We start from the raw sequence: 23,786 nt of genomic DNA, 5'->3' as shown, positions 1-23,786 counted from the left end.
CTTTCGAAATAGCACTACATACTAGCTAAGCAGCCTGCTCGTCGGGGTAGAGTGGGAGAACGGGCGTATCGGGCTGAGCAATGTACTCCTGAAAGCGGGAGGCCGGCGGTATCAGCGCCGGGCCCACTGCCGTATCGGCGTGGTGGCGGCGCAGGGCGCGCATCAACAGATATTTGTATTTCTCGGCGTCGGCCAAGGCCGCATCCACGGCGCGCAGCGCGTCGTCGTAAGCAACTACCGGCACCGATTCGGCTGCGTCACCCGTGGGATACGTCAGTTCAAAAACCGGGCATTGCAGGTATTCAGCAGGCGTTTTCATAGAGGCAAGTTAGTAGGTTTCGGGGTTAAAATCCCATCAAAATACTAACGCAGGTAGCACCTTTTTCATTCCGTGCATTTCAACTATTTATATTGGCTTTTATACACCTAAGCACCTGAACCCAGATACTTTATTTTCAACACTATTTTCCCAAACTGCAGACCCTCATCCATGCGGCGGAGCGCTGCTTCTCCTTCGGCCAGAGCAAAGGTTTCATCAATGGCAGGCATGATGCGGTAGTGTTCGACAAAGCTTACCATGGCTGCAAAATCCTGCGCTGTGCCCATCGTGGAGCCCAATAATGAAAGTTGCTTCCAGAACACTTTGCGGGCCGCCAACTCCGGAATGTCACCATGGGTAGCCCCGTAGAACACAATGCGCCCGCCGGGGACAGCGGCATCAATCAGGTCGTTGAAGCCCGGTCCGGCAGCACTATCCACAATAACGTCGAAGCCGCCACCAGCCTGTTTGGTGAGCGTAGCAGGCCATTTTTCGGCTTTGTAGCTGATGCCTCCCTTAGCTCCCAGCGCTACAGCTTTGGCTATCTTCTCCTCTGAGCCCGATGTAACCCACACGTCGGCGCCAACGGCTACTGCCATCTGCAACGCCAGCAATGCTACTCCGCCGCCTACTCCGCTGATGAGAATCCGTTCACCGGCTTGCAATTGCGCGCGCGTGAACGTGGCACGGTACGCGGTGAGGCCGCCTAGGGGCAAAGTAGCTGCCTGCTCGAAGCTGAGGTGTGCCGGCTTTGCACGCACCTGCGACGCATCGACGCATATATATTCAGCGAAAGTGCCATCCTGAGGCAGACCCAGAATCTGGAAGTCGCGGCCTTGTGCGGCAGGCTGGTTGCCCCAGTGGCTGCCAGGGTTGATAAGCACTTGCTGGTCCTGCAGACTGGCATCTACCCCTTCGCCCAGCATCGTAACAGTACCCGCACCATCAGAACCCAGAATGATAGGAAACTTCAGGCCGGCGTACTGCCCTTTCTGAATCCAGACGTCGCGGTGGTTGAGGGCGGCGGCGTGTAGCTGCACCTGCACTTGGCCGGGCGCGGGCTGCGGGGTGGGAACTTCGCGGAGCTGTACGGACTGGTTGATACCGTCGAGGACGAGTGCTTGCATGTAGCGAGGTACGGAATGAGTAGATGAGTAGATCGGAAAGGAATAGGTGGTTGCGTGCGGACGCAACGCCTCAGAGAAACCGTGCTTTCAATTCGGGAGTGGGCAGCCAGCAGCTTTCTTCGCGGCCAAACCACCGGTAGCGGTTCTGGGCTACGAAGCGGTACGCGGCGTCGCGCAGGAAGCGGGGAAGCACCAGGGCCGCCGCGAAACCGCGCCACGGCCAACCTAACTGCCGGGCAATTCGCAAAGCCGCCGTAGAATGGGTGTAGAGTCGGCCATTTTCGAGCAACAGCACCGTTTCGGGAGTGGCTGCTACTGTCTGGCCATGCGCCGCCAGTAGCGCCTGCCCGGCCTCCGACTGCAAGGAGGCGAAACGGAAACGGCCGGTCGCATCGTGGTGGATGATAAACTGCACAAAGCCGTTGCAGAGGTTGCAGACCCCGTCGAAGAAGACAATACTGGTAGATGAATCGGGCATGGCAGGTATACGCTGGTGGTGTCGTAACAGGCAATAGCATAAAACTTCCCGCCCGCACAGTTAGGCCGGCAGCAAGTCGCAATACCAGAAGCCAGTAGAATAAGGGTCTGGTGTAGCAGAAGCAGCTTCATCAGGGCCATTGGGCTGGTAGCAGGTGGATTGGGCAGCAGCGGGCGGTGCATACGTGCGGTGCACCAACTCGCCCCGCTCCACAGCAATGGGCGCGCTGAAGTACGGCGCATCGTACACGAAGCTGTGGTATTCGCCATTCTCACCGCAGGCATCTACTCCTGGTGGCAGGTCGCGCAGAAACTCTGCATCCAGCTCACGGCCACAGAAACTGGCATCCAACATCTTTTCGTTGACGCACACAACAATGGCCCGAAACCCCAGGTCCAGGTATTCGCGCAGCAGGTCGGCGGCAGGACGCTGCCACAGCGGAAATACGGCTTGCATGCCAACCCGGGCCAACTGTTGTTCGCGGTAGTGGCGCAGGTCTTCCAAATGAATATCGCCGAAGATGGCGTGCTGTATGCCGTGGGCCTGTAAAGGAGCCAATGCGGCCTTCATCAGCCGTTCGTAGTCATCCATGCCGGGCATTTCGGGGAGTTCTAGCTTGGTGAGCGGCACCCCAATGCGCTGCGCCTGCTGCTCTAGTAGCGCTACCCGCACGCCATGCATGGATACCCGCTGGTACTGCGCGTTTACGCTGGTCAGCAGGTCCGTGACGTGGTAGCGGGGGTCGTGGAGGGCGTGGTAGAGGGCGAGGGCCGAGTCTTTACCCCCGCTCCAGTTCATGAGGGTTGGGGCGGGCATGGGCCAAAGGTAAGTGTGTCGCAACCGAAGCAGGTTTGTGGCCGTTTGCCCAAAGCATCTTTTTCCGATTTCGTACATGCACTATCCTGTTCGTATGCTGTCCCTTGCCGCTTTGCTGCTCAGCCTCACGCTGGCCAGCTGCGACTCCGGCTCCTCTACTTCGGGCGCGGCCAACTCCTCTACGCCAGCCAACACCTCCGATTCTACCGGCACCGACGGTGCCCAGAACCAGAGTGCCGTTCAGAACTCGACACAGGCGGGCCCAGCTCCTGGCCCCGCGCAGTAGCACTACGGCTTCATCGTCTTCCCTTCCATCTCTACCCCTACTCTTCTTCTATGAAACGCTCTTTCACTTTCCTGCTGGCACTCAGCTTGGGTGCTGCCCTCACGGCCTGCGATTACAACAACACGCCGGGCAAAGACCCACAAGCTAGCCAGGACTTCTCAGACGCACCCAAAGCAACGACCAACGAAACCGACCGGGACAGTCTCAGCGGCGGACAGAACGTAGAAACACCAACCGGCCTGGGCTCAGCCGCCGACCAGAAGACCTCGACCAACGCGGCGCTGGAAGGCGCCCCAAGCAGCCCTAGCTCCCCTACTACCACAATGCCAACCGAATCGGAAGAAGGCCGCTCTACAACTCGTGAAGAATAGCAGCCAGTCTGTTGCATAAAAAAAGCGCCGCCAGCAGTGCTGGCGGCGCTTTTTTTATGCAACAGACTGGCTACAACGCCCGGCCGGCGGGTGCTCCAATATCAGTACCCTTGGAAAGAGCGAGGCCACTGCTCAGTACCAGTATATCCTCAAGACCCCCTACCAGTGCACTGGGCAAACCCGACTCGTCGGTGGTCTTTTTGCGCAGCCAGAAGCTACCGAATGTAGCCAGCCCCGCTACGGCGCTACCCAGGAGTGCACCATTCAGTGTTTTACCGTGGTTGATTTTGTAGAGTGTGGCCCCCACCAGAGCCCCCGAGAGTAGCCGGCCCAACAGGACGGGTGGGGCAATGCGGTTAGGGGTCTGAGGTAGCTTGTCGCCTACCAACTCACCGCCGGCCAGCAGCTTAAAACCCGTAGCTACCAGCGGCTTTTGCAAGTAGCGAAGCGGGGAACCAGCCAACGCCTGCGGATGAAATTTGGCCAAGTTGCCCGTCAGCAGCGCCGGGGCCGTCATGCTGCGGAAGCCGGCAATGGTACCTAAGCCAACGGTCTGCCAGAAGTGTTTGCTCATGATTTCAGGTAGTCTAATGAAGAAACTGCTTTGCTTAAACGGGCTACCTGGCACAGTGGCTGCACAGGCTACCACTTTGTAGCGGCTGTTACTGTTTTGGCTGGGGGCCCTGCCCCGGCCGGGCATAGGCGAAGGCACCCACAGGCTGGGCCCGGAAATAGGTATTAAGCCCCGAAATGCTCACATCCTCGACGGCCGCCAGGTCGAGTGTACCATCGGCCAGCAACACAGCTTCAGGTAGATAAATATGTTCTACGCTGCCCACCAGTAGCACGGTGCCATTATGAATCGGTAGCTCTTCCTGCAGCCGCAGCCCAATGCTGATCTGGCTTTCGGCTACGTAGGGGGCCGGGAAATCGTCGCGCCAGACCGGCGTGAAGCCGCACGCAGCAAACTCCGACTCGCCGGCCGGGAAGTCGGCGGAGGTGTAGTGAGCTTGCGCCACGAAGCCGGCGTGCACGTGGTTGATGGTGAAGCAGCCAGTGGCTTTCAGATTCTGGTAGGTGTGGCGCGGCACTGTGGTAGGCCGCGTGACGATGCCCAGCACCGCCGGCGCCGAGCCCAGATGCAGCACAGAGCTGAAAATAGCCAAGTTGGTAGCACCGTCGGCATCAGCCGTCCCAATAAGATTGGCAGGTTTGTAGCCGGGCAGGGCGTTTATCAGGTTGAGGCGAAATACCTTTTCAAAAGCCTGCAGATCGGTGGGCGTAATATGGCGCATACGGGCGTACGGGGAGGGTAGAGTTATACATGCCACGGCCGGCTGGCGCATCATGCGCGCCAGCCGGCCGTGATACTTCTGTAGGCTAAGCCTTATTTCAGCAAATTGTTGCGCAGGAAGAGTAGCATAGCGCCATACGTATAGTCGCGGTTGGCTTTTTTGGCGAGGCTATGCCCTTCGTCCTTCGCCATGATGTACCACACGGAAGTGCCCTGCTGCTGCAAGCCAGCTACCATTTGCTCCGATTCGGAAAGCGGAACCCGCGGGTCGTTTTTGCCTTGGTACACCAGCATAGGCTTCGTGATGTTCTTGATTTTGCTGATGGGCGAAATCTGCGCAAAAACTGCCTGCATGGCTGGGTCCCGCTCGTCGCCGTATTCGGCGCGGCGCAGGTCGGCACGGTAAGGACTGGTATTTTTGAGGAAGGTGGTGAAGTTGCTGATGCCGAACAGGTCGATGCCGCAACGCATCTGGTCGTTGTAGTTGGTCATGGTGGCTAGGCTCATGTAGCCGCCGTAAGAGCCGCCGTACACCGCCACTCTGCCCGGGTCCAGATCAGGCTGGCGGCCAATCCATTCCAGCAGCGCGCCAATGTCTTTCACCGATTCTTCGCGCTTGGCCCCGTTGTCGAGCTTGAGGTAGGTCTTGCCGTAGCCGCTGGAGCCCCGCACGTTGGGCACTACTACCGCCACGCCTAACTCATTCACCAGCAAATTAATCAGGGGACTAAAAGTGGGCAATGATTGTCCTTCGGGGCCGCCATGAATACTGATGAGCACCGGCGTTTTGCCCGTCGCGTTTTTGGGCTTATACAGGAAAGCCGGTATCAGGCGCGCCTTCCCATCTACCTGGTCGAAGGTGGAATACTGAATGAGGCTTGGCTCCACGAAACTCGCCGAATTCAGACCACCCAGCTCGCTAGTAGTCCAGCGCGTCAGGGTCTTGGTAGTCAGGTCGGCTACGTATACGTCGCTGCTGGCTGTGGGCGTCGACACGCTCAGGGCCAAGCGGCGGCTGTCATCGTTGAGGCGGAAGTTGCTGATAACGCCTTTCGGCACGTTGGCAACGGGCTGGTATTTGCGGGTTTTGGTATCGAGCACATAAAGCTTCGAGTAGCCATCCTCGTTCGTAGCAAACACGAGCTTTGTGCCGTCCATGCTCAGGTCCATGCCTTGCACGTCCCAGGTGATGGGTGCCGTGAGCGGGGTTTGCTGCTTGCTGGCTAGGTCCACGTAGCGCAGGGTCTGGAACTCGGTGCCTTCGTCAGAAACAAGAAACAGCCCTTTGCCATCTTTGGTGAATTCCGCGCCGCTATAGCTCACGGGGCCAGCCGTGGCAAACAGCCGTTCCAGCTTGCGGCTGGTCACATCAAATCGGTAGAGTTCGGCTTCATTGATGGATTTGTAGTTACTGAGAATCATTTGCTTTCCATCATCCGACCAAGCTGACACGCCCCAGCCCCCACCTTTCAGCTCCGTAAGCATGGTGGGCTTGGCATCGGGCTGAAAGTTGAGCAGATACAGGTCGAGGTCGGCGCCGTTGCGCTGGTTGCTCATGTACGCCAGCTGCGACCCGGCCCGGTTCCAGCCCTGAAACTGGTTGCGGCTTTTGCCATCCGTCAGCAGCCGGGCGCGGCCCGTACTCAGGTCGAAGAAGTAGATCTGGTAGTTTTCATTGCCGCCATTGTCGCGGCTGAAAACGAAGCCATTTTGCTTTTTGTCGGGCGCTACGGCCGCAGCGGCCAGCGGCTCTTTATAGAACGTAATCTGGCGTCGGTCGGCGCCGGGTGCCGCCACATGGTGGATCTGGGGCACCTCGGCGAAACGGGTGGAGATGAACAGGCCTTTACCTTCCCGGTCCCAATCAGCTACTGTGGCGCCGCGCACGTTCTGGTACTGGTCGACGCGCTCCATCAGGTCGGCGGGCAGAGCCGGGATATTGCGCACCACCAGATTACCGATTTCCTGCGCAGCTTCTTGATTTTGAGCGGTTCCGCTGTATGCAACAGCCAGCAACCCTGCAAGTAGTAGTTGTTTTCTCATCATGAAACGATAGAATTCCTGAACAATCAAATCTACCCTTTTTCATGTCCCAAAGAACACCACCTCACGACGCAATAACCAACTGTGTCACAGTCAGCCTATCTCACTAGAAGGTGCTGAATCCGGCACGCACGCAACACCTATCTAGCAGATGCGAATACGCCAGCCGGGTGGCTCCAATATAGCACTGCCCACCTCATCCGGAAACCAGGACAGAAGCGGGCAGCGCAACTAGTAGGAAGGGTTTCTACCGATGGCCGGCGGCCCAGTTGTCCATTTTGCGCTCCAATACGGCCAGTGGCATCACACCGTCCTTCAACAGCTCGTCATGAAACTGTGGGAGTCGGAAATGCTCCTTATTCTGGCCGGCATATTTTTCCCGCAGCGCATTTGGCTTGCTGCCGAGCTGCTTGGCGTATTTCTCGCGCATCTCCCGGATTTTGAGCGCTCCTATCTTGTAAGACAGTGCTTGGCCAGGAATGGCCATATACCGCTCAATTTCGGCAGTAGCACCATCTTCGCTGATAGCTTCGTTGCTCATCATGTACTTGATAGCCTGCTCGCGGGTCATGTTTTTGGTGTGCATAGCCACGTCTACCACCAAGCGCACAGCGCGGTGCATTTCGTCGCCGAGGGCGCCCATATACTGGTACGGGTCGGTGTAGAGGCCCAGCTCTTTGCCCAGACTTTCAGTGTAGAGCGCCCAGCCTTCGCCCATGGCCCCATACCACGCAAAGCGGCGGAACTTAGGCAAGTCGGTGTTTTCCTGCTGCAGCGAAATCTGGTAGTGGTGTCCAGGAATAGCTTCGTGCAGAAACAGCGACTCCATCCCCGACGTCATGTTGAACTTCGTGGCGTCTACAATCGGAATGTAGAAAATGCCGGGCCGCGAGCCATCCGGGGAGCCTTGGTTATACTCGGCGGAGGCAGAAGCGGCCCGGAAGGCTTCGGTCTGCCGGATTTCGAACGGTGTTTTGGGAGTGCGCCCAAACAGCTTGGGCAGGTTCGGGGTGATTTTGGCTTGGATACCACGGAAAGCTTTCAGCACATCTTCCGGTGTCTTGTAAGGCATCAGCTTAGGATCGGTTTTCAGCGAGGCGAAGAAGGCCGGCAGGTCGCCCTGGAAGCCTACCTGCGCTTTTACTTTCTCCATTTCACCCCGGATGCGGGCTACTTCCTTCACACCGGTTTCATAGATTTCCTCCGGCGTTTTGTCGGTGGTGGTCCAGCTCTTCACGTAGTAGCGGTAGATGTTGGGGCCGCCAGGCACCGCCGAAATGCCGGTGCTGGGGCGTGCTTTAGGCGCATACTCCTTCTCCAGGAAGTCGCCAAGCTTCTTGTACGTAGGCACCAGCTCCTCCATGATGGCCTTCTTGTAAGCAGCCGTAATACGCTGCTTGTCAGCGGCTGAAATATCGGCGGGCATCTTGTTGATGGGGCCGTAGAACAGGCTCTTGGTAGGATCTGTCACTTGCAGGTCGCGCATTTGCGGAATCATCTTCGTGACCAGCGTTTTGGGCAGCACCACGCCAGCCTTTATGCCCTGCCGAAAATTGCTGATGGCCGTATCGGCCCATACCGAGAAGCCGCGCACGCGGCCCAGCCAATTGTCGTAGTCCTTGGCAGTTTTGAAGGGCTGCATGCCCTCACCCGAGCCATATTGTCCCATTGTAATGGGCAGTCCCCAAAACTGCTGGAAAGGTATCATCCAGGTGTTCAGCTTCAGGCCTTCCAGCTTGGTTTCGAGGTCGTACTGGAAGATATCGTAGCTGATTTTGTCGTTGTCGGCCAGTGTAGCGCGGTCAAACTTCTTCAGGCCATCCAGATATTTCTGGTAGAAGGCCGTCAGATTCTGCCGGAAAGCTTTAGTACCGTCGTTCGGCAGCTGGTCGTTGTAGCGGTTGTCGCCCTGCGTGGTAGCATCGAGCGGAAAGAGCTTGGCGTTTTCTTCCCAATACAGTTCAAACAACTGGTTGATTTCTTTCACGTCGGCGAGGCTGGTGGGAGCTGTAGTGTCCCCTGTTTTCGGCTTCTGCTGGTTGCAGCCGCCAAGCAGCATTCCAGCCAGCAAGCCTGTCAGGACGATATTTTTCATGCGGAAAGCGGGAGTAAGGTTGGTACCGGGCAAGATAAGAGGTTTCGCGGGGCGCTGGCTGCCAGACACAAAAAGCCCCCGAAGAAAATCTTCGGGGGCTTCCGTGTAAAGTGCGACGTGGCTTACCGCTTTGGGCTATTCGGCCAGCATAAACTTGCGGCTGATAGTGCCTTGGTTCGTTACTGCCTGAACAATATAGACGCCCGAACCAGTGCTGCTCAAGGGCACCTCGCGGCTCACAACTCCAGTGGTGCCAGTAGGCATATTTTCGGTGTACACGACCCGGCCCATGCTATCCATCACACGGAGCATCTGGCACACGGCCGGCGTATTCACTTGGATGTTCAGGCGGCTGCTGGTGCCGTAGGCGTTCAAATCCTGCTTATCGATACCAGCCAGTAGAACATTCACCACCGGCGAATAAGCGAAGGTGCCGTCTTTGTCGATTTGCTTGAGACGGTAGTAATTGTTGCCAGCCAGGGGCTTACGGTCAATGGCCGAATATGAGCGAAGCGTTTGCGACGAGCCCGCTGCAGCAACAGACGTTACTGGTACAAACTCCTTGCTTTCGCCTGCCCGCTCTACCAAGAAACTATCCGAATTTTTCTCGGTAGCCGTGGTCCAAACTATCTGTACTGTACCGCCCGTGTTGCGGGCCGAAAAGCTACGCAGCTCTACTGGCAGCGGCGCCCGGCAGCCATCAATCGTGATAAACTGGGCAATGTTGGGGCTGCAGCTGAGGCCTTCCGTGTCACAAGCATTGGCCGTGCCCTGCACACATACACTGATGTTAGGGCCAAAAAGACCGTTGAGCGAACCATTGTTGTTGGTAAGTACGCAGCCGCTGATGTTCACCTGGCCGGTACCTTCAATGGTAGGGTTGCCTTGGCGGACAATTAGATTGCCTTCAATCGTCACGCTGCCGTTTACTTCCAGCGTCGACTGGTTGGCTACCGATATGTTGCAGCTGGTGCGCAGCGAGGCATTGATTTCAGCGTCAGCTTTGTAGAAGCTCAACGACGTTACCTGTAGGGTCCCGTTCAGGACGAGGCGCAGCTTGTCGTTGCCCTGCTGGCTCCCAAAACTCAGCCGGCGGCCTGCCCTGTCCTCGATGAGTGAACCACCAGCATTTACCGTCAGGAGGCCGTTGCCTCCTTCAATAGAATAATCCTGGTCGAGAACTACGGCCGAGTTGATGACGATAATGTTGTTCGTTTCTCTTTGGCGGGTGGTAGAATTCATTGCTGGAGCCGAGACACCTGCTATTCCATCTACAAGCCAAGTGTTGGGGTTACTCCATGCGCCACCACCGGGACGAGAGACGTAAGTTGTCTGGGCCAGCACCCGCGAAGATGCACCGAAGCCAAACAGAAAAAGTATAACAAAAGAAAGTAGGTAGACTTTCATGGGAATGTGGTTTAAGTTTTATTTCTTTGAACCCGTTTGCAGCTTGTACGCCGCCGCTGCTCATTAGGGTATCCATAACAAGATCGTATATAATATTTTTATATTTATTTATATAAATAAATCAATTTTTATTAAAATTACACATATAACAAATTTGTGCCGCGTATGCGGTGCATTCTGCCTCACACATTGCACTTAAATAATATCTCCGCGTTGCTATAAAGAGCAGAAAGCAGCGTATATTTTTTAGAAAAACTTTTCCCTTCTTATGGAAAATGTCTGCTCAGGCCAACCCAGAGCCGGCATTTCAGGTTATCCTACCTGCCGTCTTAGCGGTTTAAGACAGCTCACTATCTAATCTGGAAGTAATGGCATCAATAGCCGGTAAAAACGCCCTTGTTACGGGTGCAGGCAAAGGAATTGGGCGGGCAGTAGCACTTGCTCTTGCTCACGAAGGCGTACATGTGGCTCTGCTGGCCCGTACCGAAGCCCAGCTACAGGATGTAGCCAAAGAAGTAGAGGCGCTTGGTGTGAAAGCCGTGGTGCTGGCCGCTGATATTGCTGACCGCGCCGCTGTGGAAGCTGCCGTGGCGCAAGCTACTGAGGCACTCGGCTCCCTTGATATCCTGATCAACAACGCCGGTATCGGCACATTTGCCAAACTTGTGGATATGGAGCCCGCAGAGTGGGAGCACATTATCCAGGTGAACCTGATGGGCACTTACTACGCCACGCGCGCCGTATTGCCGGGCATGATTGCGCGCGAAACCGGCGACATTATCAATATCGCCAGCACGGCCGGGCAGCGTGGCGCGGCTACCACTAGTGCCTATAGTGCCTCTAAGTTTGCCGTGCTTGGTCTCACCGAGTCGTTGATGCAGGAAGTACGCAAACACAACATCCGCGTGTCGGCCCTCACGCCCAGCACCGTGGCTACGGACCTTGCTATCAGCAACAAGCTCACCGACGGCAACCCCGACAAGGTGATGCAACCCGAAGACCTGGCCGAGTTCATCGTGGCGCAACTCAAGCTCAACCGCCGCATCTTCATTAAGGAAGCCGGCATGTGGAGCACTAACCCCTAAGCAACGAAAGCCCCGGAAGCAGTTTCCAGGGCTTTTTTCTTTATTTGGTTTCGCTAGCTACCGCAACCTGAGCCTTACGCAACCGGTACACGGTAGCGGCTTTGCCGCCAGCCACTCTGGCTTTCACTTCCGCTCTTTCATTTATCTGCCTTAATCATGCTGAAAAGAGATTTTCTGAAAAACGGCCTGCTGACGATGGTCGGCGCCCTGGTAAGCCCCGCAGTGCTAGCCGCTGCCCACGAAGAAAAGCTGCTGCGCGAGGCCCGCGCCACCCCCATGGCCGATGGCCCCTTCACGCTGCCGGCTCTGCCTTATGCCTTCAATGCGCTGGAGCCACATATTGATGCCAAAACCATGGAAATCCACCATGATGCGCATCACAAAACCTACGTATCGAAGCTGAATGAGGCTGTAGTGGGCAAGCCGGAAGAAAAACTGAGCTTGGCTCAATTGCTGGCCTCGGCCAGCAAACAGCCTGATGCTATCCGCAACAACGCTGGTGGCCACTGGAACCACTCCTTTTTCTGGCAGATTCTGTCGCCGAAAGGTGGCGGCCAGCCTACTGGTGGCTTAGCGGCAGCTATAAATAAGGATTTCGGCTCCTATGAGAAGTTCACCGAGGAATTCACGAAAGCTGCTACCGGCCGTTTCGGTTCCGGCTGGGCTTGGCTGATCCACGATAAAAAGGCGAACAAGCTGATGATTACAAGCACGCCTAACCAAGACAACCCATTGATGGATCTGCCCGGCGTACAGCGGGGCACGCCTATCCTGGGCCTCGACGTGTGGGAGCATGCCTACTACCTCAAGCACCAGAACAAGCGCCCCGAGTACATCAAAACGTTCTGGAGCGTAGTGAACTGGGGCGAAGTATCCAGCCGCTACGACGAGTCGCGCAAAGGCTAAACCCTGCTTTGGGTCATACAAAAAGAGCCCCTCCACAATTGGAGGGGCTCTTTTTGCGTGTAATAAGAACGTCATGCTGAGCGAAGTCGAAGCATCTCGTGTGCTGAGGTTGTGGTAGTACTTACTACACTAGCGAGATTCCTCGGCAAGCTCGGAATGACGGCTTTGCTTATTCAATCCGGCCGTTGCGGATACGGACATCGGCTTTGGGCTCTGGCTTTTTGACCATTGTACCGAAAGCCCCTTTCTTTTCAAACGAAGCAATAACTTCGTCCTCCACCGGGGTACGCTGCACAACGGGGTTATTGGCCCAGAATTCGGGGTCGTACTTGATGGCCTTGATGGCCGCCAAGTCCCGGTCCTGCACACTCACGCGGGCATAAGGAATGGTAGTAGGCTTGGTGTTGGTGTCGTAGAAAAAGGTAAACGACGAGACAGTAAGCGGGGTCGACTGTTTGCCACTGACCAGATCGGCGGCCAGGTTCACCTTCATATACTCCAGCGGAGCCACTGCCACGGCCGGGTCGTCGTTGCGAAAGGCCATTTCGATTTCCAGCTTCGTGTTGCGGAATTTCTGGTTGGGGTTCGACGTGGAGCCCGTGAAATTGGGCGACTTCATATGATAGCGCACCACTTTATAGGAGTCAATATCAATCCAGATGGTGCCCTCCGAGCGGTATTTAGTCAGTTCGGGGCGGGTTTCGAAGTCGATTTCCGCAATGCCGCCTTTAGTGCTGTCGGCGCCTGAGACAATGCCTTTCAGCTCCAGCAGGTAGTTTTTCACCACGTTGGGGCTGAGCAGCGCCAAAGACTTGGTGGTGTCAGCATTGGCGTCGTAGAGGCCATAAGACTTCGTGTAGAGCGAGAAGTTGCTGAAGTTGGTCATGCTCGGAACCGCCGCATAGCGCCCCTGCGCAATGGCAGTACCCTCGATGCGGGCGTTGCTGGACTTCACATTCCAAACCACTTCCTGCAGTTCCGTGGGCTGCTTATCGATGCGAGTGAGCTGGCGGTAAAAGGCCTTACCGTAGAATTTCTGGTCGTAGTTGGCCTGCATCTGGCGGTAAGCACGGTCTACAAGCTGAAACGGGTAGCTACCCACTTTCACTTCAGGTAGTGCTACTGCGGCCGTGGCGAGGGCTAGCTTCAGCGGCTCCGAGGCGCTAGTCACCCGAATCGTATCCTTCAAGTGGCCTAACTCTGATACCAGCAGTGTAACCGGCAGCTTGGGTACGCTTAGCGTGAATTCGCCATCGACGTTGGTGGTAGTGCCGAGAGTGGTGTTGCGCACTACCACACTAGAGAAGGGCAGCGTCTCGCGGGTGTCCTTGTCGATGACGGTGCCGCGCAGCTGTATCTGGGCTTGTGCTACCTGCACAAGCAACAGCGCGGCCGTAAGCAGGCCTACTGGCCGGCTCAGACGGCGAAGGGAAAAGTCGAAGGAGAAGAAGGAGCGCAGAATCAAAGCGGCCGGGGTTGAGGTGAAACGATAAACCGGACAGCTATAACGCCGCCACGGCCCGCAGGCATATACCACACCGCAAAAGTAGGCCCACTCTGCTCAACGCCGCCAGATTTTCCCTAAACCACCTCCCACTTTTCGCTTGGCGGCAGTCCAATCCGCTTTCAATTGAGCTATTGATAGGAGCCGACTTGGCACTTCGGCTTGGCTGAACTGGCCTTGGCGCTACCAGCAGCAAGTACTACCAACGAGCAGGAGAGTTGACCTTGAAAAGACATAGAAAACCGGAATTATATGCCTCTATACCAGAACTGTGCAGGGAAGTTCGGCAGAGCGGTTTGGCTACTCTTGTCAGGCAGTCACGGCAGTCAGCCATGCTGTATCTATCAGTCCTTTCCACCAAATCCCACCATTTATGCACACAACTACTCTGCCGCGGCGTCGTTCCTGGGGGCGGCTGGCGCTGGCCTTGGCGGCGCTATTGCCTCTGGCCACCCAGGCGCAAGCCCAAACTGTCGCCTTCCCGGGCGCGGGTGGCTTCGGGCGCTTTGCCACCGGAGCCCGGGGCGCGGCCAATCCCAGCGTCTACGTCGTTACGAACCTCAACGACACTGGCCCTGGCTCCTTCCGCGACGCCGTGAGCCAGCCGGGCCGCATCGTGACGTTTGCTGTAGGCGGCATCATTACGCTGCAAAGCAACGTGCAGGTAGCTCCCAACGTGACCGTGGCCGGCCAGACTGCTCCCGGCGACGGAGTGGTGTTCTTTAACAAGCGCATCACCTTTACCGGCTCCAATAACACCATCTGTCGCTTTTTGCGGGTCCGGCTGGGTGCTACCGGCAACTCCGGCAACGACGCCTCCGGCCTCGCCAATGGCTCCAACATCATCCTCGACCACATGTCCTTTTCGTGGGGCATGGACGAGGTATTTTCCATTAACTGGGACGGCAAAGGCACTGCACCAGATAACATTACGGTGCAGAACTCTATCATCGGGCAGGGCCTGCACCGCGCCAACCACTCGGCCGGCGGCCTGATTCAGACGCCCGACGGTGGCAAGGTGAGTTTGTTGCGCAACCTCTACATCAGCAACAAAACCCGCAACCCCAAGGTGAAGAGTGTCAATGAGTTTGTGAACAATGTGGTGTACGACTGGGGCAACGGTAACCGCCTCGGCGACATTCCGAACTACGGTTGGTCGGGCGACGCCTACATCATGGGCGGCTCGGCAGGCGTGTCGGAGGTCAACATCATCAACAACTACTTCGTGGGTGGCCCGCTTACACCGCCCAGCAAAACCACGCCTTTCTCGCGCGGCACCGGCACGTTCAACCTGTTTGGCAGCGGCAACTACTTTGATAACAACCGCAACGGCGTGCTGGATGGTACGCTGGTGCCCTACGACACAGTCGGCTACCCTGGCATTGCCGACACGGGTTTCCGCACCCAGCCCTTCTCCTACCCTGCCGCCGCCAACCCGCTGACGGCTGTGCAGGCTTACCAACAGGTGATAGACAGCGCCGGGGCTACCTACCCGCGCCGCGACCAGGTAGACGGACTGATGATTGACGAGGTCCGTTCGCGCGGCACGCAAGGCTACTATGTGTATACCGAAGCCGATTTGCCGTTTACCAACGGCGGCCTTGGCAACGTGTTTGGGGCACCGTCCCGGCAGGATTCTGACGCTGATGGCATGCCTGACGCCTGGGAAGACGCGCACGGCCTCAACAAGAACAACAAAGCTGATGCCGTGGCCTACAGCACCACAGCGCCGGCCTACCTGAACATTGAGGTCTACGTTAATTCGCTCATCAAAACGGCAGCTCCGGCCTTCGTGCGGCCCCCATCGGGCATGGAGCTGGCGGCTACTTCCACGGAAGTGCCCGCGCCGGCCAGCCAGGTAGTGTTAAACTGGCTCGACAACTCTCCCAACGAAACCAACTTTGTGCTGGAGCGCTCCGCCGATGGCGTCACCTATACCGCCATTGCCCAGCCGGCCGCCGACGCTACCACCTACACCGACAACGCCGGCCTCCAGCCCAACACCACGTATTCCTACCGTCTGAAAGCCGTGACGTCCACCGAGGAATCCACGTTTGCAGTGGCATCCGTGAAAACGCCTGGGCTGCCCTCAGCCCCGACTGTGGCCGTCACGCCCAGCCCCACCGACGCATTTCAATACGCGGAAATAACCAACGGGAACCTCACCCTGAAGTGGACTGGCAGCACCAATACCACCACCTACGCCGTGTATTTTGGCACCAGCCCCAGCACGCTTACTAAGCGCACCGATGTGCCGTATGCGGTGGCGCCTTCATACCAAGTTACGGGCCTCAGCGAAAACACTACCTATTACTGGCGCGTGAATGCCGTGAATGCCCGCGGCACTGCCGAAGGTGCTGTGTGGTCGTTCCGAACGACAGGGGCCGTGGTACCGCAATTGGTGGGCCACTGGGGGTTCGATGAAACCGCCGCCGACGGCACCCAGATTACCGACCAGTCGAGCTTTGCCAACCACGGCGTGCTGGGCCTTGATGACGACAACCAAGACATTCGGGTGGCGGGCAAAGTGAACAACGCCCTCGATTTCGCCACTGCCGACCCCAACCTGTATGTGGTCAGTATTCCGAACCAGGACCAGCTGTACCTCGACCGCAACTCTTTTTCGCTAGCGTTCTGGATGAAGGCTGACCCAGCCACATTGCCCCAGACCAACAACGAAAGTGCCTACTTGCTCTGCAAAGGCTCTATCACGCGCAATGCAGCCACCGGCGCTACTGGCAAACGATTTGATATCGAGTTTAAGAACCGTCAGCTGCGTTTTGCCATCGACGACGACGTGAATAAGGACGAGCTGCAAACCGACGGCACCGTGTTCTATTCCGGCCAATGGGTGCACGTGGTGGCCATCCGCGACGTGCCGAATAAGAAGCTGCTAGTGTATCTGAATGGCTCGTTGGTGAAGGAAATAGCCACGAAAGCTAACGGCATCGGCGAAAACTCTGCCCTGATTGTGGGCAACATCGGGGAACTAGAATTCCTGACCGGCACCAACGCTCCTGCTCCTTACAAAGGCCTGCTTGACGAGTTGAAGGTGTTCAACTACACGCTCACACCTCAGGAAATTATTCAGTTGCGCCACTCCGGCCCGTTGCCGTTGCAAGCATACAACCCCTCACTGGCCCCCAATGCGCTGGTCGAAGGATTCGGTAATGTGAACGTGGCGTGGCAGGGCGGCTACCAGACCGATGCTTACAACGTGTACGCCGGCACCGATGCTAGCAACCTGAGTTTTGTGGCCAATGCGCCGCTGCAAAGCCCCGCCTACGCCTTCTCGAACTTGACGGCCAATACCACCTATTTCTGGCGCGTGGATGCCGTGAGCAGCCTAGGCACTACGCCCGGCGAGGTCTGGTCGTTCCGGACCGGCAACCCTAAGGGCCTGGTGGCGCACTACCAACTCGACGAAACTACCGGCACCCTGGCTCCCGACGCCAGCCTCTACCAGCACCCCGGCACGCTCACGGGCCTCACGGGCAGCCAGTGGCTACCCGCCGGCCGGTTTGGTGGCAGCCTCGCCTTCGGCACTCCTGCCAGCACTGGCGCCATCGTCGTACCTGATGCCCCGCAGCTCCGCTTCGACCAGAACTCGTTCACGGTATCGTTGTGGGTGAAGATTCCGGCTAACACGTACACGTCTAGTACCGCCAAAGACACGTACCTGTTCCACAAAGGCACGTTTGAGGCCGGCACCGGCAAGTGGTATGGCCTGCAGCTACGCGACGGAGTCCTGACCTTCTCCATCGACGACGGCACCACCAAAACTGACGCGGCCGTACGCGTAAGCGCTGCGCCTTATACCTTCTTCAATGACCAGTGGCAACACGTAGTGGCCATCCGCGACGTGAGCACCAAGCAACTGCGCCTCTACGTGAACGGTACGTTGGCCGCCACCAAGGCATATACCACTGGCACCATCGGCAAAAGCAACGCCCTGACTTTGGGCAATTCTGCTGAGAACAAGCCCTACCGCGACCAACTGGATGATGTGCGGCTTTTCAACTATGCCTTGTCGGACACCGAAATCAACGACCTCACCAAGCAGGCCCAAACCATCACCTTCGCCGCGCTGCCCGCTTACCTGTTGGGTGATGCTGATGTTGTGCTGACGGCCACCGCTAGCTCCGGCCTACCCGTCGGCTACGCCAGCTCCAACGAAGCTGTGGCAAAAGTGGTGAATGGCACCCTCCAGCTTCTCGGAGCCGGGACGGCCACCATTACAGCCAGCCAGCCCGGCAACGCCACCTACCTGGCCGCTGCTCCTGTTGTGCAAGTGCTGACCGTAGCACCGCTGTTCGTGCAGATCAAGCACCAGGACGGTGACAACCACCGCCTCACTAACAACGCCATCAAGCCTAATCTGCTGCTGCTCAACGACGGGCCGGTGGCGGTGCCTTACCCCGAACTGACGGCCCGCTACTGGCTGACTGCCGAAAACGACGCAGGCCTAAATACCTTCATCGACTATGCGCAGTTGGGCACCGGGCGCGTGCAGCTTCAGTATGTGCGCCTGCCCCAGCCACGTACTGGTGCCTACGGCTACGTAGAATACCGCTTCACGGCCGCGGCTGGCACACTGGCGGCGGGCGGCAACTCGGGAGCCATCAACTCCCGCTTCGCCAACCAGGACTGGGCCGACCTCAACGAAGCCGACGACTACTCTTACCAGAATGCCCCGGCCTATACATCCAATGAGCACGTAACGCTCTACCGCAACGGACGCCTGGTGTGGGGAACTGAGCCGGCTGCCGTGGCTCCAGTTACGGCCGTGCAGGTGCTGGCTTCCAACCGGAACAACCGCACCACCTCGAATAGCATCAGCACCCACCTCAATGTCAGCAACACCGGCAACCAGCCTGTAAACTACGCCGACCTGAAAGTGCGCTATTGGTTCTCCGCCGAGGGCTCCGCTGCCCTGCAGTATGCCCTCGATTATGCCAAGCTGGGCAATGTCAGCCTCACTGGCAGCTTCCAGCGCCTCAGCCCGGCCGTGCCCGGCGCTGATGCGTATTTGGAGCTGGGCTTCGCGCCTACGGCTGGCAAGCTCTACCCGCTCAGCAGCACCGGCACCGTGCAGTACCGCATCAACAAAACCGACTGGTCCAGCTTCCAGGAAGCCAACGACCATTCGTACCGCCCGGCGGGCCCACTGGCTGAAAATGACCACATCACGGTTTACTACCAAGGCCAGCTGATTTACGGAGTGGAGCCGGCAGCTGCCGCCTCGCGCACCGTGGCCAACACGACAGCAACGACTGAGCCTGCTGCTACCGAAGCACTGGCCGTAGCCGTGCCCGGCAACCCCGTAACCGGTGACAACGCCACTGTAGAAATCCGGGGGGTAGCCGGCCAGCCAATAGAAATCATGCTCTACGACTGGCAGGGACACGTGCTGGAAACCCAGCGCGTAAATAGCGCCGCGCCGCTTCAGCGCCAAGCCGTGCCACTACGCGGCCAGCGCTCCGGCGTGTATCTGCTGAAAGTGGTATCGGGCAAGCAGGTACAAACTGTACGCATCATGAAGCCCTAGGCTACCGCCTGAAGCGTAAGCTACCTTTCTCGAAACACCAGACTGCCCGTGGGTCCTGCCTACGGGCAGTTTAGCGTTTGGCCCTATACACTCCCCTGCTACAAAACAGAGGGAGGCGCCTGCCGCTTCAATAGAATTGGGTGCGGGCCTTGTTCGGAGGGGGTGCCGTAGCCGCTGCCGCGCGTCTGGCCTTGCCAGCAGCTTCCTATTACGGTGTCGCAGGAGTTCAAAATCAATACGTGCGAATTGGGGTTGCTGCTGGAAATCAGGGCGACGTAGGGTTCCGGAAAATCCCGCATTTCCACACTCCAGTTTCCGGAAGAAGCCGAATCAAGAGTTGGCAGCGTAGTTTTCCACGTGTACCGTCCGTCGGCCCCAAGGTGCAGGTCAAATCTATAGCCGGTTCCAGCAGACAGCGTATCCGTAGTAGTTGCCTGGTACCAACCCACGCACTGCTGCGTACCCTGGGCGTCCTCAGCATCCTCCTGCCACTCCTGATAGGCCTGCGTACTGAACGAATAGACTACCCCATACAACCAACTGCCGGCAGGCAGCAGCAACAGCACCCCGCCAACAGCTCGCAGCCAGTTCCCCGAGTTGCCCTGTTTTTGGCGCAAACGAACCAACATGCGCACCCCGAGAAAAGCCAGCCCCAGCAGCAGCAATACCCCAAGCGCCTGCACTAATTTGACAAGACCATTGACCAGATCAAGGGGTCCGGCATCCAGTAGAAGCATTGCTACAGTGGTAGAAGTATAAAGGTCCTAGTTAGGGGAAAGAATCGTATTAAGTGCAGCTATCAGCCGGCAACGCCACCAACAGGTTGGCCTAGATAGATTTTTCTGCTTCCGGCAGCAGTCCATGCAGCATTCCGCCAGTGCATCCTGTCAATTACCGTAAATTCGCATCCCCACTAACCACCGTATCTATCTTGTCTTTTCCCCGCTTCCTCCCGTTCCTGTGGCTGCTGCTGGTATTGTTGAGCCTTCCTGATGCTTCAGCCCAGCGCCGCCGGAAACCAGCCGCCAAGAAGAAAACCAGCCGCACCGTAACCCGGAAGCCGGCTCCCAAACCTACCGCTAAAGCGCCTGCCAAGCCTGCAGCAGCCAAAGCCACTGCAAAACCAGCACCCAAAACCCGTAACCAGCCCGTGCCCTTTGCGGCCCAGTTGGCCAGTTCGCGGTGGGTTGATTCGGTGATGAAAACGCTTACGCCCGACCAGCGGGTGGCGCAGCTGTTCATGGTGGCCGCCTACTCCAACCGCAAGCGTATCGACGAAGACTCCATCACGGCCCTGATTCAGCAGTATGGCATTGGGGGTATCGTGTTTTTCCAGGGTGGGCCGGTGCGGCAGTCGCGCCTGCTGAACCGCTACCAGGCGCAGAGCAAAGTGCCGCTGCTGGTGGCTATGGACGCCGAATGGGGCGTAGGCATGCGCCTCGACAGCGTGCAGCGCTTCCCGTTCCAGATGAGTATGGGCGGTATCCGCGACAACCAGTTGATGTATGATATGGGCACTGAGGTGGCCGCGCAGTTTAAGCGCCTGGGCATGCACGTCAACTTTGCGCCGGTGGTCGATGTCAACAACAACGCCGCCAACCCCGTCATCGGCTACCGCAGCTGGGGCGAAGACCGGCAGAGCGTGACCGAGAAAAGCTACCTCTACATGAAAGGCATGCAGGATGCCAACATCCTAGCCGTCGCCAAGCACTTCCCCGGCCACGGCGACACCGACACCGACTCACACCTGGCCCTGCCTCTACTCCGCATTGACAAGAAGCGTATCGATACGCTGGAGCTGTTTCCGTTCCGCAGCCTGATGGCCCGCGGCCTCGGCGGCATGATGGTGGCCCACCTCAATATTCCGGCGCTTGACACGACCGGCATGCCCAGCACGCTGTCCAAACCCATTACCACGGGCTTGTTGAAGCAGAAAATGGGTTTCGAGGGCGTGGTATTCACGGATGCTATGAACATGAAAGGCGTGATTTCAAAGTATCCGCCCGGCGACGCCGACGTGCGCGCCCTGCAGGCCGGCAACGACATTCTGGAGTTCAGCAAGAACATTCCGCTGGCCATCCGGATGGTACGCGACGCCATCAATGCAGGCCAATTGACACAGGAATCCATTGATGCGCGCTGCCGCAAGATGCTGGCGTTGAAGCAGTGGGCCGGCCTCGACAAGTACAAGCCCATCGACCTGCGCAACATCACCCAAGACCTCAATACACCGCACGCCCAGTACCTGAGCCAGCACCTTACCGAGCTGAGTGTGACGGTGCTGCGCAACCAGAAAAATCTGCTGCCGCTGCAGCGCCTCGACACCCTGCGCCTAGCCACACTCACCATCGGCACCAAAGACACCACCGATTTCCAGCGCATGGTAGCCGACTATGCCCCGGCCCGCCACTTCTGGATTTCAGCCACCCCGAGCCTCGACGAACTGACCCGGATGCGCGAAACGCTGAAGTACTTTAACACCGTGCTCATCGGCGTGAACAACCTCGGCCGCCTGCCGGCCACCAACTTCGGCGTAACCTCGGAAACCAACGTGCTGCTGCACGAGCTGGGCAGCCAGGGCCAGAAGCTCATCGTGTCGGTGTTTGGTAACGCTTACGCCGTGGCCAAAATCCGGGACCTGGACCGCGCCGATGCGGTGGTCTTGGCCTATCAGGAAAGCAAAAACGCCCAGGACGTGGCCGCCGAGGTGATTTTCGGCGGCGTATCGGCCAGCGGCAAGCTGCCCGTGACCGTGAGCGACAAGTACAGCTACGGCGCCGGCCTCACCACGCAGGGCGGCACCCGGCTGCGCTACAGCTTCCCGGAGGCCGTGGGCATGAACAACAACCTCGAAGCCCGCGTGGACTCGATTATGAACGGCGCGGTAGCGGCCAAGGCCTTCCCCGGTGGCGAGGTGGTCATTGCCCGGCGCGGTGTGGTGGTGCTGCGCAAAAGCTACGGCACGCACTCGTTTGCTGATGCGCCCGCACAGGCCGGCAAGCCTAGCCGCCCCGTCCGCAACACCGACCTCTACGACCTGGCTTCGCTGACGAAAGTATCGGCGGCGCTGCCGGCTCTGATGCGCCTACAGGATCAGGGCAAGTTCAACCCCGACATGACCATGGGCCAGTTGTTTCCGGAGCTGGTAGGCACCAACAAGCAGGACCTGAAGCTGCGCGACGTACTTACGCACCAGGCCCGTCTGAAGGCCTGGATTCCATTTTGGCGCGACTACGCCAAGCCTCGCGGCTTCTTCAACGCGCTACTCGGCAAAAGCCCCGAGGCCAAAGACGTATCCACCACCCAACCTGTGGAACTGAACCGCCGCTACTTCCGCCCCGATTCGTCGGCGCGCTTCCCGCTGCCGGCTGGCCCCAACCTGTGGGCCCGCCAGGACTTTCCGGAGCGGATTCTGAAAGCTATTGGCGAGTCGCCGCTGAATGAGAAGCCCGGTTACGTCTACTCCGACTTATCGTTTATTCTGTACCCGCGCTTCGTGCAGGCCGCCAGCGGCAAGCCCCTCAACCAGTTCATCACCGACGAAATATACCGGCCGTTGGGAGCTACCTCGCTGGGCTACAACCCCACCCGCCGCTTCCCGCTCAGCCGCATCACGCCTACTGAGTACGACTCGCTGTTCCGCCACGGCCAGCTACACGGCACGGTCCACGACGAAGGTGCGGCTTTGCTCGGCGGCCTCTCCGGCCACGCCGGCCTGTTCGGCAACGCCAACGACCTAGCTAAGCTGGTGCAGCTCTACGCCTGGAACGGCAAGTACGGCGGCCAGCAGCTCCTCAAGCCCGAAACCATAGCCGAGTACACCAAGTGCCAGTTCTGCCCCGATAACCGCCGCGCCCTCGGCTTCGATAGGCCTGCCGCCAATCCGACCGTAAATTCGGCCAAAAGCGTGTCGCAGCAGAGCTACGGGCACACGGGCTTTACGGGCACCTATTTCTGGGTTGATCCGAAGGAGGAGCTGACCTGCGTGGTACTCACCAACCGCGTGAACCCAACGCGCCGCAACAACAAGATTTCCGAGCTGAGTGTGCGCTCCGGCGTGCTGCAGGTGGCACTGGAAAGCGTGCGGCAGCCGCAAAGGCAGGAAATAGAAAGCACGGTTCCGAAGGAGAACTAAACAAATGACTCACACGGACAATCCAACTCGACTTTTGCCGGAGTTTGAGTTTGCGCGGGTGGGTCATTCTTACACCCGGCACGTTATCTGGTCACTGTGGTCTGACGGAGTACGTTTGGCGGCACCCGGCGAACCGGAACGATGCCGGGCTTACGCCACTCTTACCACAATCCGCCTATTTACAGTGCCAGTAAAGAATGCGGAAAGCGTCTTCCATTGCGCCATTACCTTTCAAGACGGCCAGACCTTTGATTTTACCAATTATAGAACAATAGGTCCCGGCCAGTTCGAGCCCCAGAATGCCGGATATCGTGCTTTCGTTGAAGTGCTGTTGCGGCAGGCCAGTTTACATGCGCCTGACTATAGGGTGAT

Annotated in this window: 17 protein-coding genes; 6 read left to right on the top strand and 11 right to left on the bottom strand. The window is 58.0% G+C overall.

The annotated features are described in order from the left end of the window. Window positions 1-25 precede the first annotated feature (25 nt). The 4 genes from H4317_RS06225 to H4317_RS06210 form a co-directional block, all read right to left on the bottom strand. The gene (locus tag H4317_RS06225) at window positions 26-319 is read right to left on the bottom strand and encodes a hypothetical protein (protein ID WP_185889276.1); all 294 of its coding nucleotides are present in this window, start codon (window positions 317-319) and stop codon (window positions 26-28) included. 107 nt (window positions 320-426) lie between these two features. After that, window positions 427-1,446, bottom strand: coding sequence for a zinc-binding dehydrogenase (locus H4317_RS06220; RefSeq protein WP_185889275.1), 1,020 nt, complete (start codon window positions 1,444-1,446; stop codon window positions 427-429). 70 nt (window positions 1,447-1,516) lie between these two features. Continuing rightward, window positions 1,517-1,924, bottom strand: coding sequence for a thiol-disulfide oxidoreductase DCC family protein (locus tag H4317_RS06215; protein WP_185889274.1), 408 nt, complete (start codon window positions 1,922-1,924; stop codon window positions 1,517-1,519). Between the two features lie 60 nt (window positions 1,925-1,984). Then, window positions 1,985-2,740, bottom strand: coding sequence for a Dph6-related ATP pyrophosphatase (locus H4317_RS06210; protein WP_260625839.1), 756 nt, complete (start codon window positions 2,738-2,740; stop codon window positions 1,985-1,987). A gap of 94 nt (window positions 2,741-2,834) precedes the next feature. Between H4317_RS06210 and H4317_RS06205 the strand changes: the two genes are divergently transcribed. Together H4317_RS06205 and H4317_RS06200 are read left to right on the top strand one after the other, a co-directional pair. Further along, complete coding sequence (locus H4317_RS06205; RefSeq protein ID WP_185889273.1) at window positions 2,835-3,026, top strand: hypothetical protein; 192 nt, start codon at window positions 2,835-2,837, stop codon at window positions 3,024-3,026. Between the two features lie 50 nt (window positions 3,027-3,076). Continuing rightward, entirely contained in the window at window positions 3,077-3,397 is a 321-nt protein-coding gene (locus H4317_RS06200; RefSeq protein WP_185889272.1) for a hypothetical protein, read from the top strand. Window positions 3,398-3,467: 70 nt separating this feature from the next. Here H4317_RS06200 and H4317_RS06195 read toward each other — a convergent pair whose 3' ends face one another. The 5 genes from H4317_RS06195 to H4317_RS06175 form a co-directional block, all read right to left on the bottom strand. Then, window positions 3,468-3,971 (bottom strand): DUF4126 family protein, encoded by a 504-nt coding sequence (locus H4317_RS06195; RefSeq protein WP_185889271.1) that lies wholly within the window; start codon window positions 3,969-3,971, stop codon window positions 3,468-3,470. A gap of 88 nt (window positions 3,972-4,059) precedes the next feature. Further along, complete coding sequence (locus tag H4317_RS06190; RefSeq protein WP_185889270.1) at window positions 4,060-4,692, bottom strand: flavin reductase family protein; 633 nt, start codon at window positions 4,690-4,692, stop codon at window positions 4,060-4,062. A gap of 92 nt (window positions 4,693-4,784) precedes the next feature. Continuing rightward, on the bottom strand, window positions 4,785-6,737 hold the full coding sequence (locus H4317_RS06185; protein ID WP_185889269.1) for a S9 family peptidase: 1,953 nt from the start codon (window positions 6,735-6,737) through the stop codon (window positions 4,785-4,787). A gap of 244 nt (window positions 6,738-6,981) precedes the next feature. Beyond that, window positions 6,982-8,829, bottom strand: coding sequence for a DUF885 domain-containing protein (locus H4317_RS06180; protein ID WP_185889268.1), 1,848 nt, complete (start codon window positions 8,827-8,829; stop codon window positions 6,982-6,984). Between the two features lie 135 nt (window positions 8,830-8,964). Further along, window positions 8,965-10,071: a T9SS type A sorting domain-containing protein gene (locus H4317_RS06175; RefSeq protein ID WP_185889267.1), complete on the bottom strand. Its 1,107-nt coding sequence runs from the start codon at window positions 10,069-10,071 to the stop codon at window positions 8,965-8,967. A 533-nt stretch (window positions 10,072-10,604) separates the two neighbouring features. On the opposite strand from H4317_RS06175, the gene H4317_RS06170 reads away from it, so the two are divergent. After that, window positions 10,605-11,321 (top strand): 3-ketoacyl-ACP reductase, encoded by a 717-nt coding sequence (locus H4317_RS06170; RefSeq protein ID WP_185889266.1) that lies wholly within the window; start codon window positions 10,605-10,607, stop codon window positions 11,319-11,321. Between the two features lie 156 nt (window positions 11,322-11,477). Then, on the top strand, window positions 11,478-12,227 hold the full coding sequence (locus tag H4317_RS06165) for a superoxide dismutase (RefSeq protein WP_185889265.1): 750 nt from the start codon (window positions 11,478-11,480) through the stop codon (window positions 12,225-12,227). A 169-nt stretch (window positions 12,228-12,396) separates the two neighbouring features. Here the strand turns inward: H4317_RS06165 and H4317_RS06160 are convergent, their stop codons facing one another. Then, window positions 12,397-13,692 (bottom strand): carboxypeptidase-like regulatory domain-containing protein, encoded by a 1,296-nt coding sequence (locus H4317_RS06160; RefSeq protein ID WP_185889264.1) that lies wholly within the window; start codon window positions 13,690-13,692, stop codon window positions 12,397-12,399. Window positions 13,693-14,104: 412 nt separating this feature from the next. Between H4317_RS06160 and H4317_RS06155 the strand changes: the two genes are divergently transcribed. Next, entirely contained in the window at window positions 14,105-19,279 is a 5,175-nt protein-coding gene (locus H4317_RS06155; protein WP_185889263.1) for a cellulose binding domain-containing protein, read from the top strand. A gap of 98 nt (window positions 19,280-19,377) precedes the next feature. Here the strand turns inward: H4317_RS06155 and H4317_RS06150 are convergent, their stop codons facing one another. After that, window positions 19,378-20,016: a hypothetical protein gene (locus H4317_RS06150; protein ID WP_185889262.1), complete on the bottom strand. Its 639-nt coding sequence runs from the start codon at window positions 20,014-20,016 to the stop codon at window positions 19,378-19,380. A gap of 194 nt (window positions 20,017-20,210) precedes the next feature. Between H4317_RS06150 and H4317_RS06145 the strand changes: the two genes are divergently transcribed. Next, complete coding sequence (locus H4317_RS06145) at window positions 20,211-23,414, top strand: serine hydrolase domain-containing protein (RefSeq protein ID WP_185889261.1); 3,204 nt, start codon at window positions 20,211-20,213, stop codon at window positions 23,412-23,414. The last annotated feature ends 372 nt before the right edge of the window (window positions 23,415-23,786 follow it).

The organism is Hymenobacter sediminicola, assembly GCF_014250515.1.
Lineage (GTDB): Bacteria > Bacteroidota > Bacteroidia > Cytophagales > Hymenobacteraceae > Hymenobacter > Hymenobacter sediminicola.
This window is presented reverse-complemented; position numbering and strand designations above follow the sequence as displayed.

Bases quoted from the DNA above. Each gene is read 5' to 3' on its own strand.
- H4317_RS06225 (WP_185889276.1), bottom strand. From the start codon at position 319: ATGAAAACGCCTGCTGAATACCTGCAATGCCCGGTTTTTGAACTGACG.
- H4317_RS06220 (WP_185889275.1), bottom strand. From the start codon at position 1,446: ATGCAAGCACTCGTCCTCGACGGTATCAACCAGTCCGTACAGCTCCGC.
- H4317_RS06215 (WP_185889274.1), bottom strand. From the start codon at position 1,924: ATGCCCGATTCATCTACCAGTATTGTCTTCTTCGACGGGGTCTGCAAC.
- H4317_RS06210 (WP_260625839.1), bottom strand. From the start codon at position 2,740: ATGCCCGCCCCAACCCTCATGAACTGGAGCGGGGGTAAAGACTCGGCC.
- H4317_RS06205 (WP_185889273.1), top strand. From the start codon at position 2,835: ATGCTGTCCCTTGCCGCTTTGCTGCTCAGCCTCACGCTGGCCAGCTGC.
- H4317_RS06200 (WP_185889272.1), top strand. From the start codon at position 3,077: ATGAAACGCTCTTTCACTTTCCTGCTGGCACTCAGCTTGGGTGCTGCC.
- H4317_RS06195 (WP_185889271.1), bottom strand. From the start codon at position 3,971: ATGAGCAAACACTTCTGGCAGACCGTTGGCTTAGGTACCATTGCCGGC.
- H4317_RS06190 (WP_185889270.1), bottom strand. From the start codon at position 4,692: ATGCGCCATATTACGCCCACCGATCTGCAGGCTTTTGAAAAGGTATTT.
- H4317_RS06185 (WP_185889269.1), bottom strand. From the start codon at position 6,737: ATGATGAGAAAACAACTACTACTTGCAGGGTTGCTGGCTGTTGCATAC.
- H4317_RS06180 (WP_185889268.1), bottom strand. From the start codon at position 8,829: ATGAAAAATATCGTCCTGACAGGCTTGCTGGCTGGAATGCTGCTTGGC.
- H4317_RS06175 (WP_185889267.1), bottom strand. From the start codon at position 10,071: ATGAATTCTACCACCCGCCAAAGAGAAACGAACAACATTATCGTCATC.
- H4317_RS06170 (WP_185889266.1), top strand. From the start codon at position 10,605: ATGGCATCAATAGCCGGTAAAAACGCCCTTGTTACGGGTGCAGGCAAA.
- H4317_RS06165 (WP_185889265.1), top strand. From the start codon at position 11,478: ATGCTGAAAAGAGATTTTCTGAAAAACGGCCTGCTGACGATGGTCGGC.
- H4317_RS06155 (WP_185889263.1), top strand. From the start codon at position 14,105: ATGCACACAACTACTCTGCCGCGGCGTCGTTCCTGGGGGCGGCTGGCG.
- H4317_RS06150 (WP_185889262.1), bottom strand. From the start codon at position 20,016: ATGCTTCTACTGGATGCCGGACCCCTTGATCTGGTCAATGGTCTTGTC.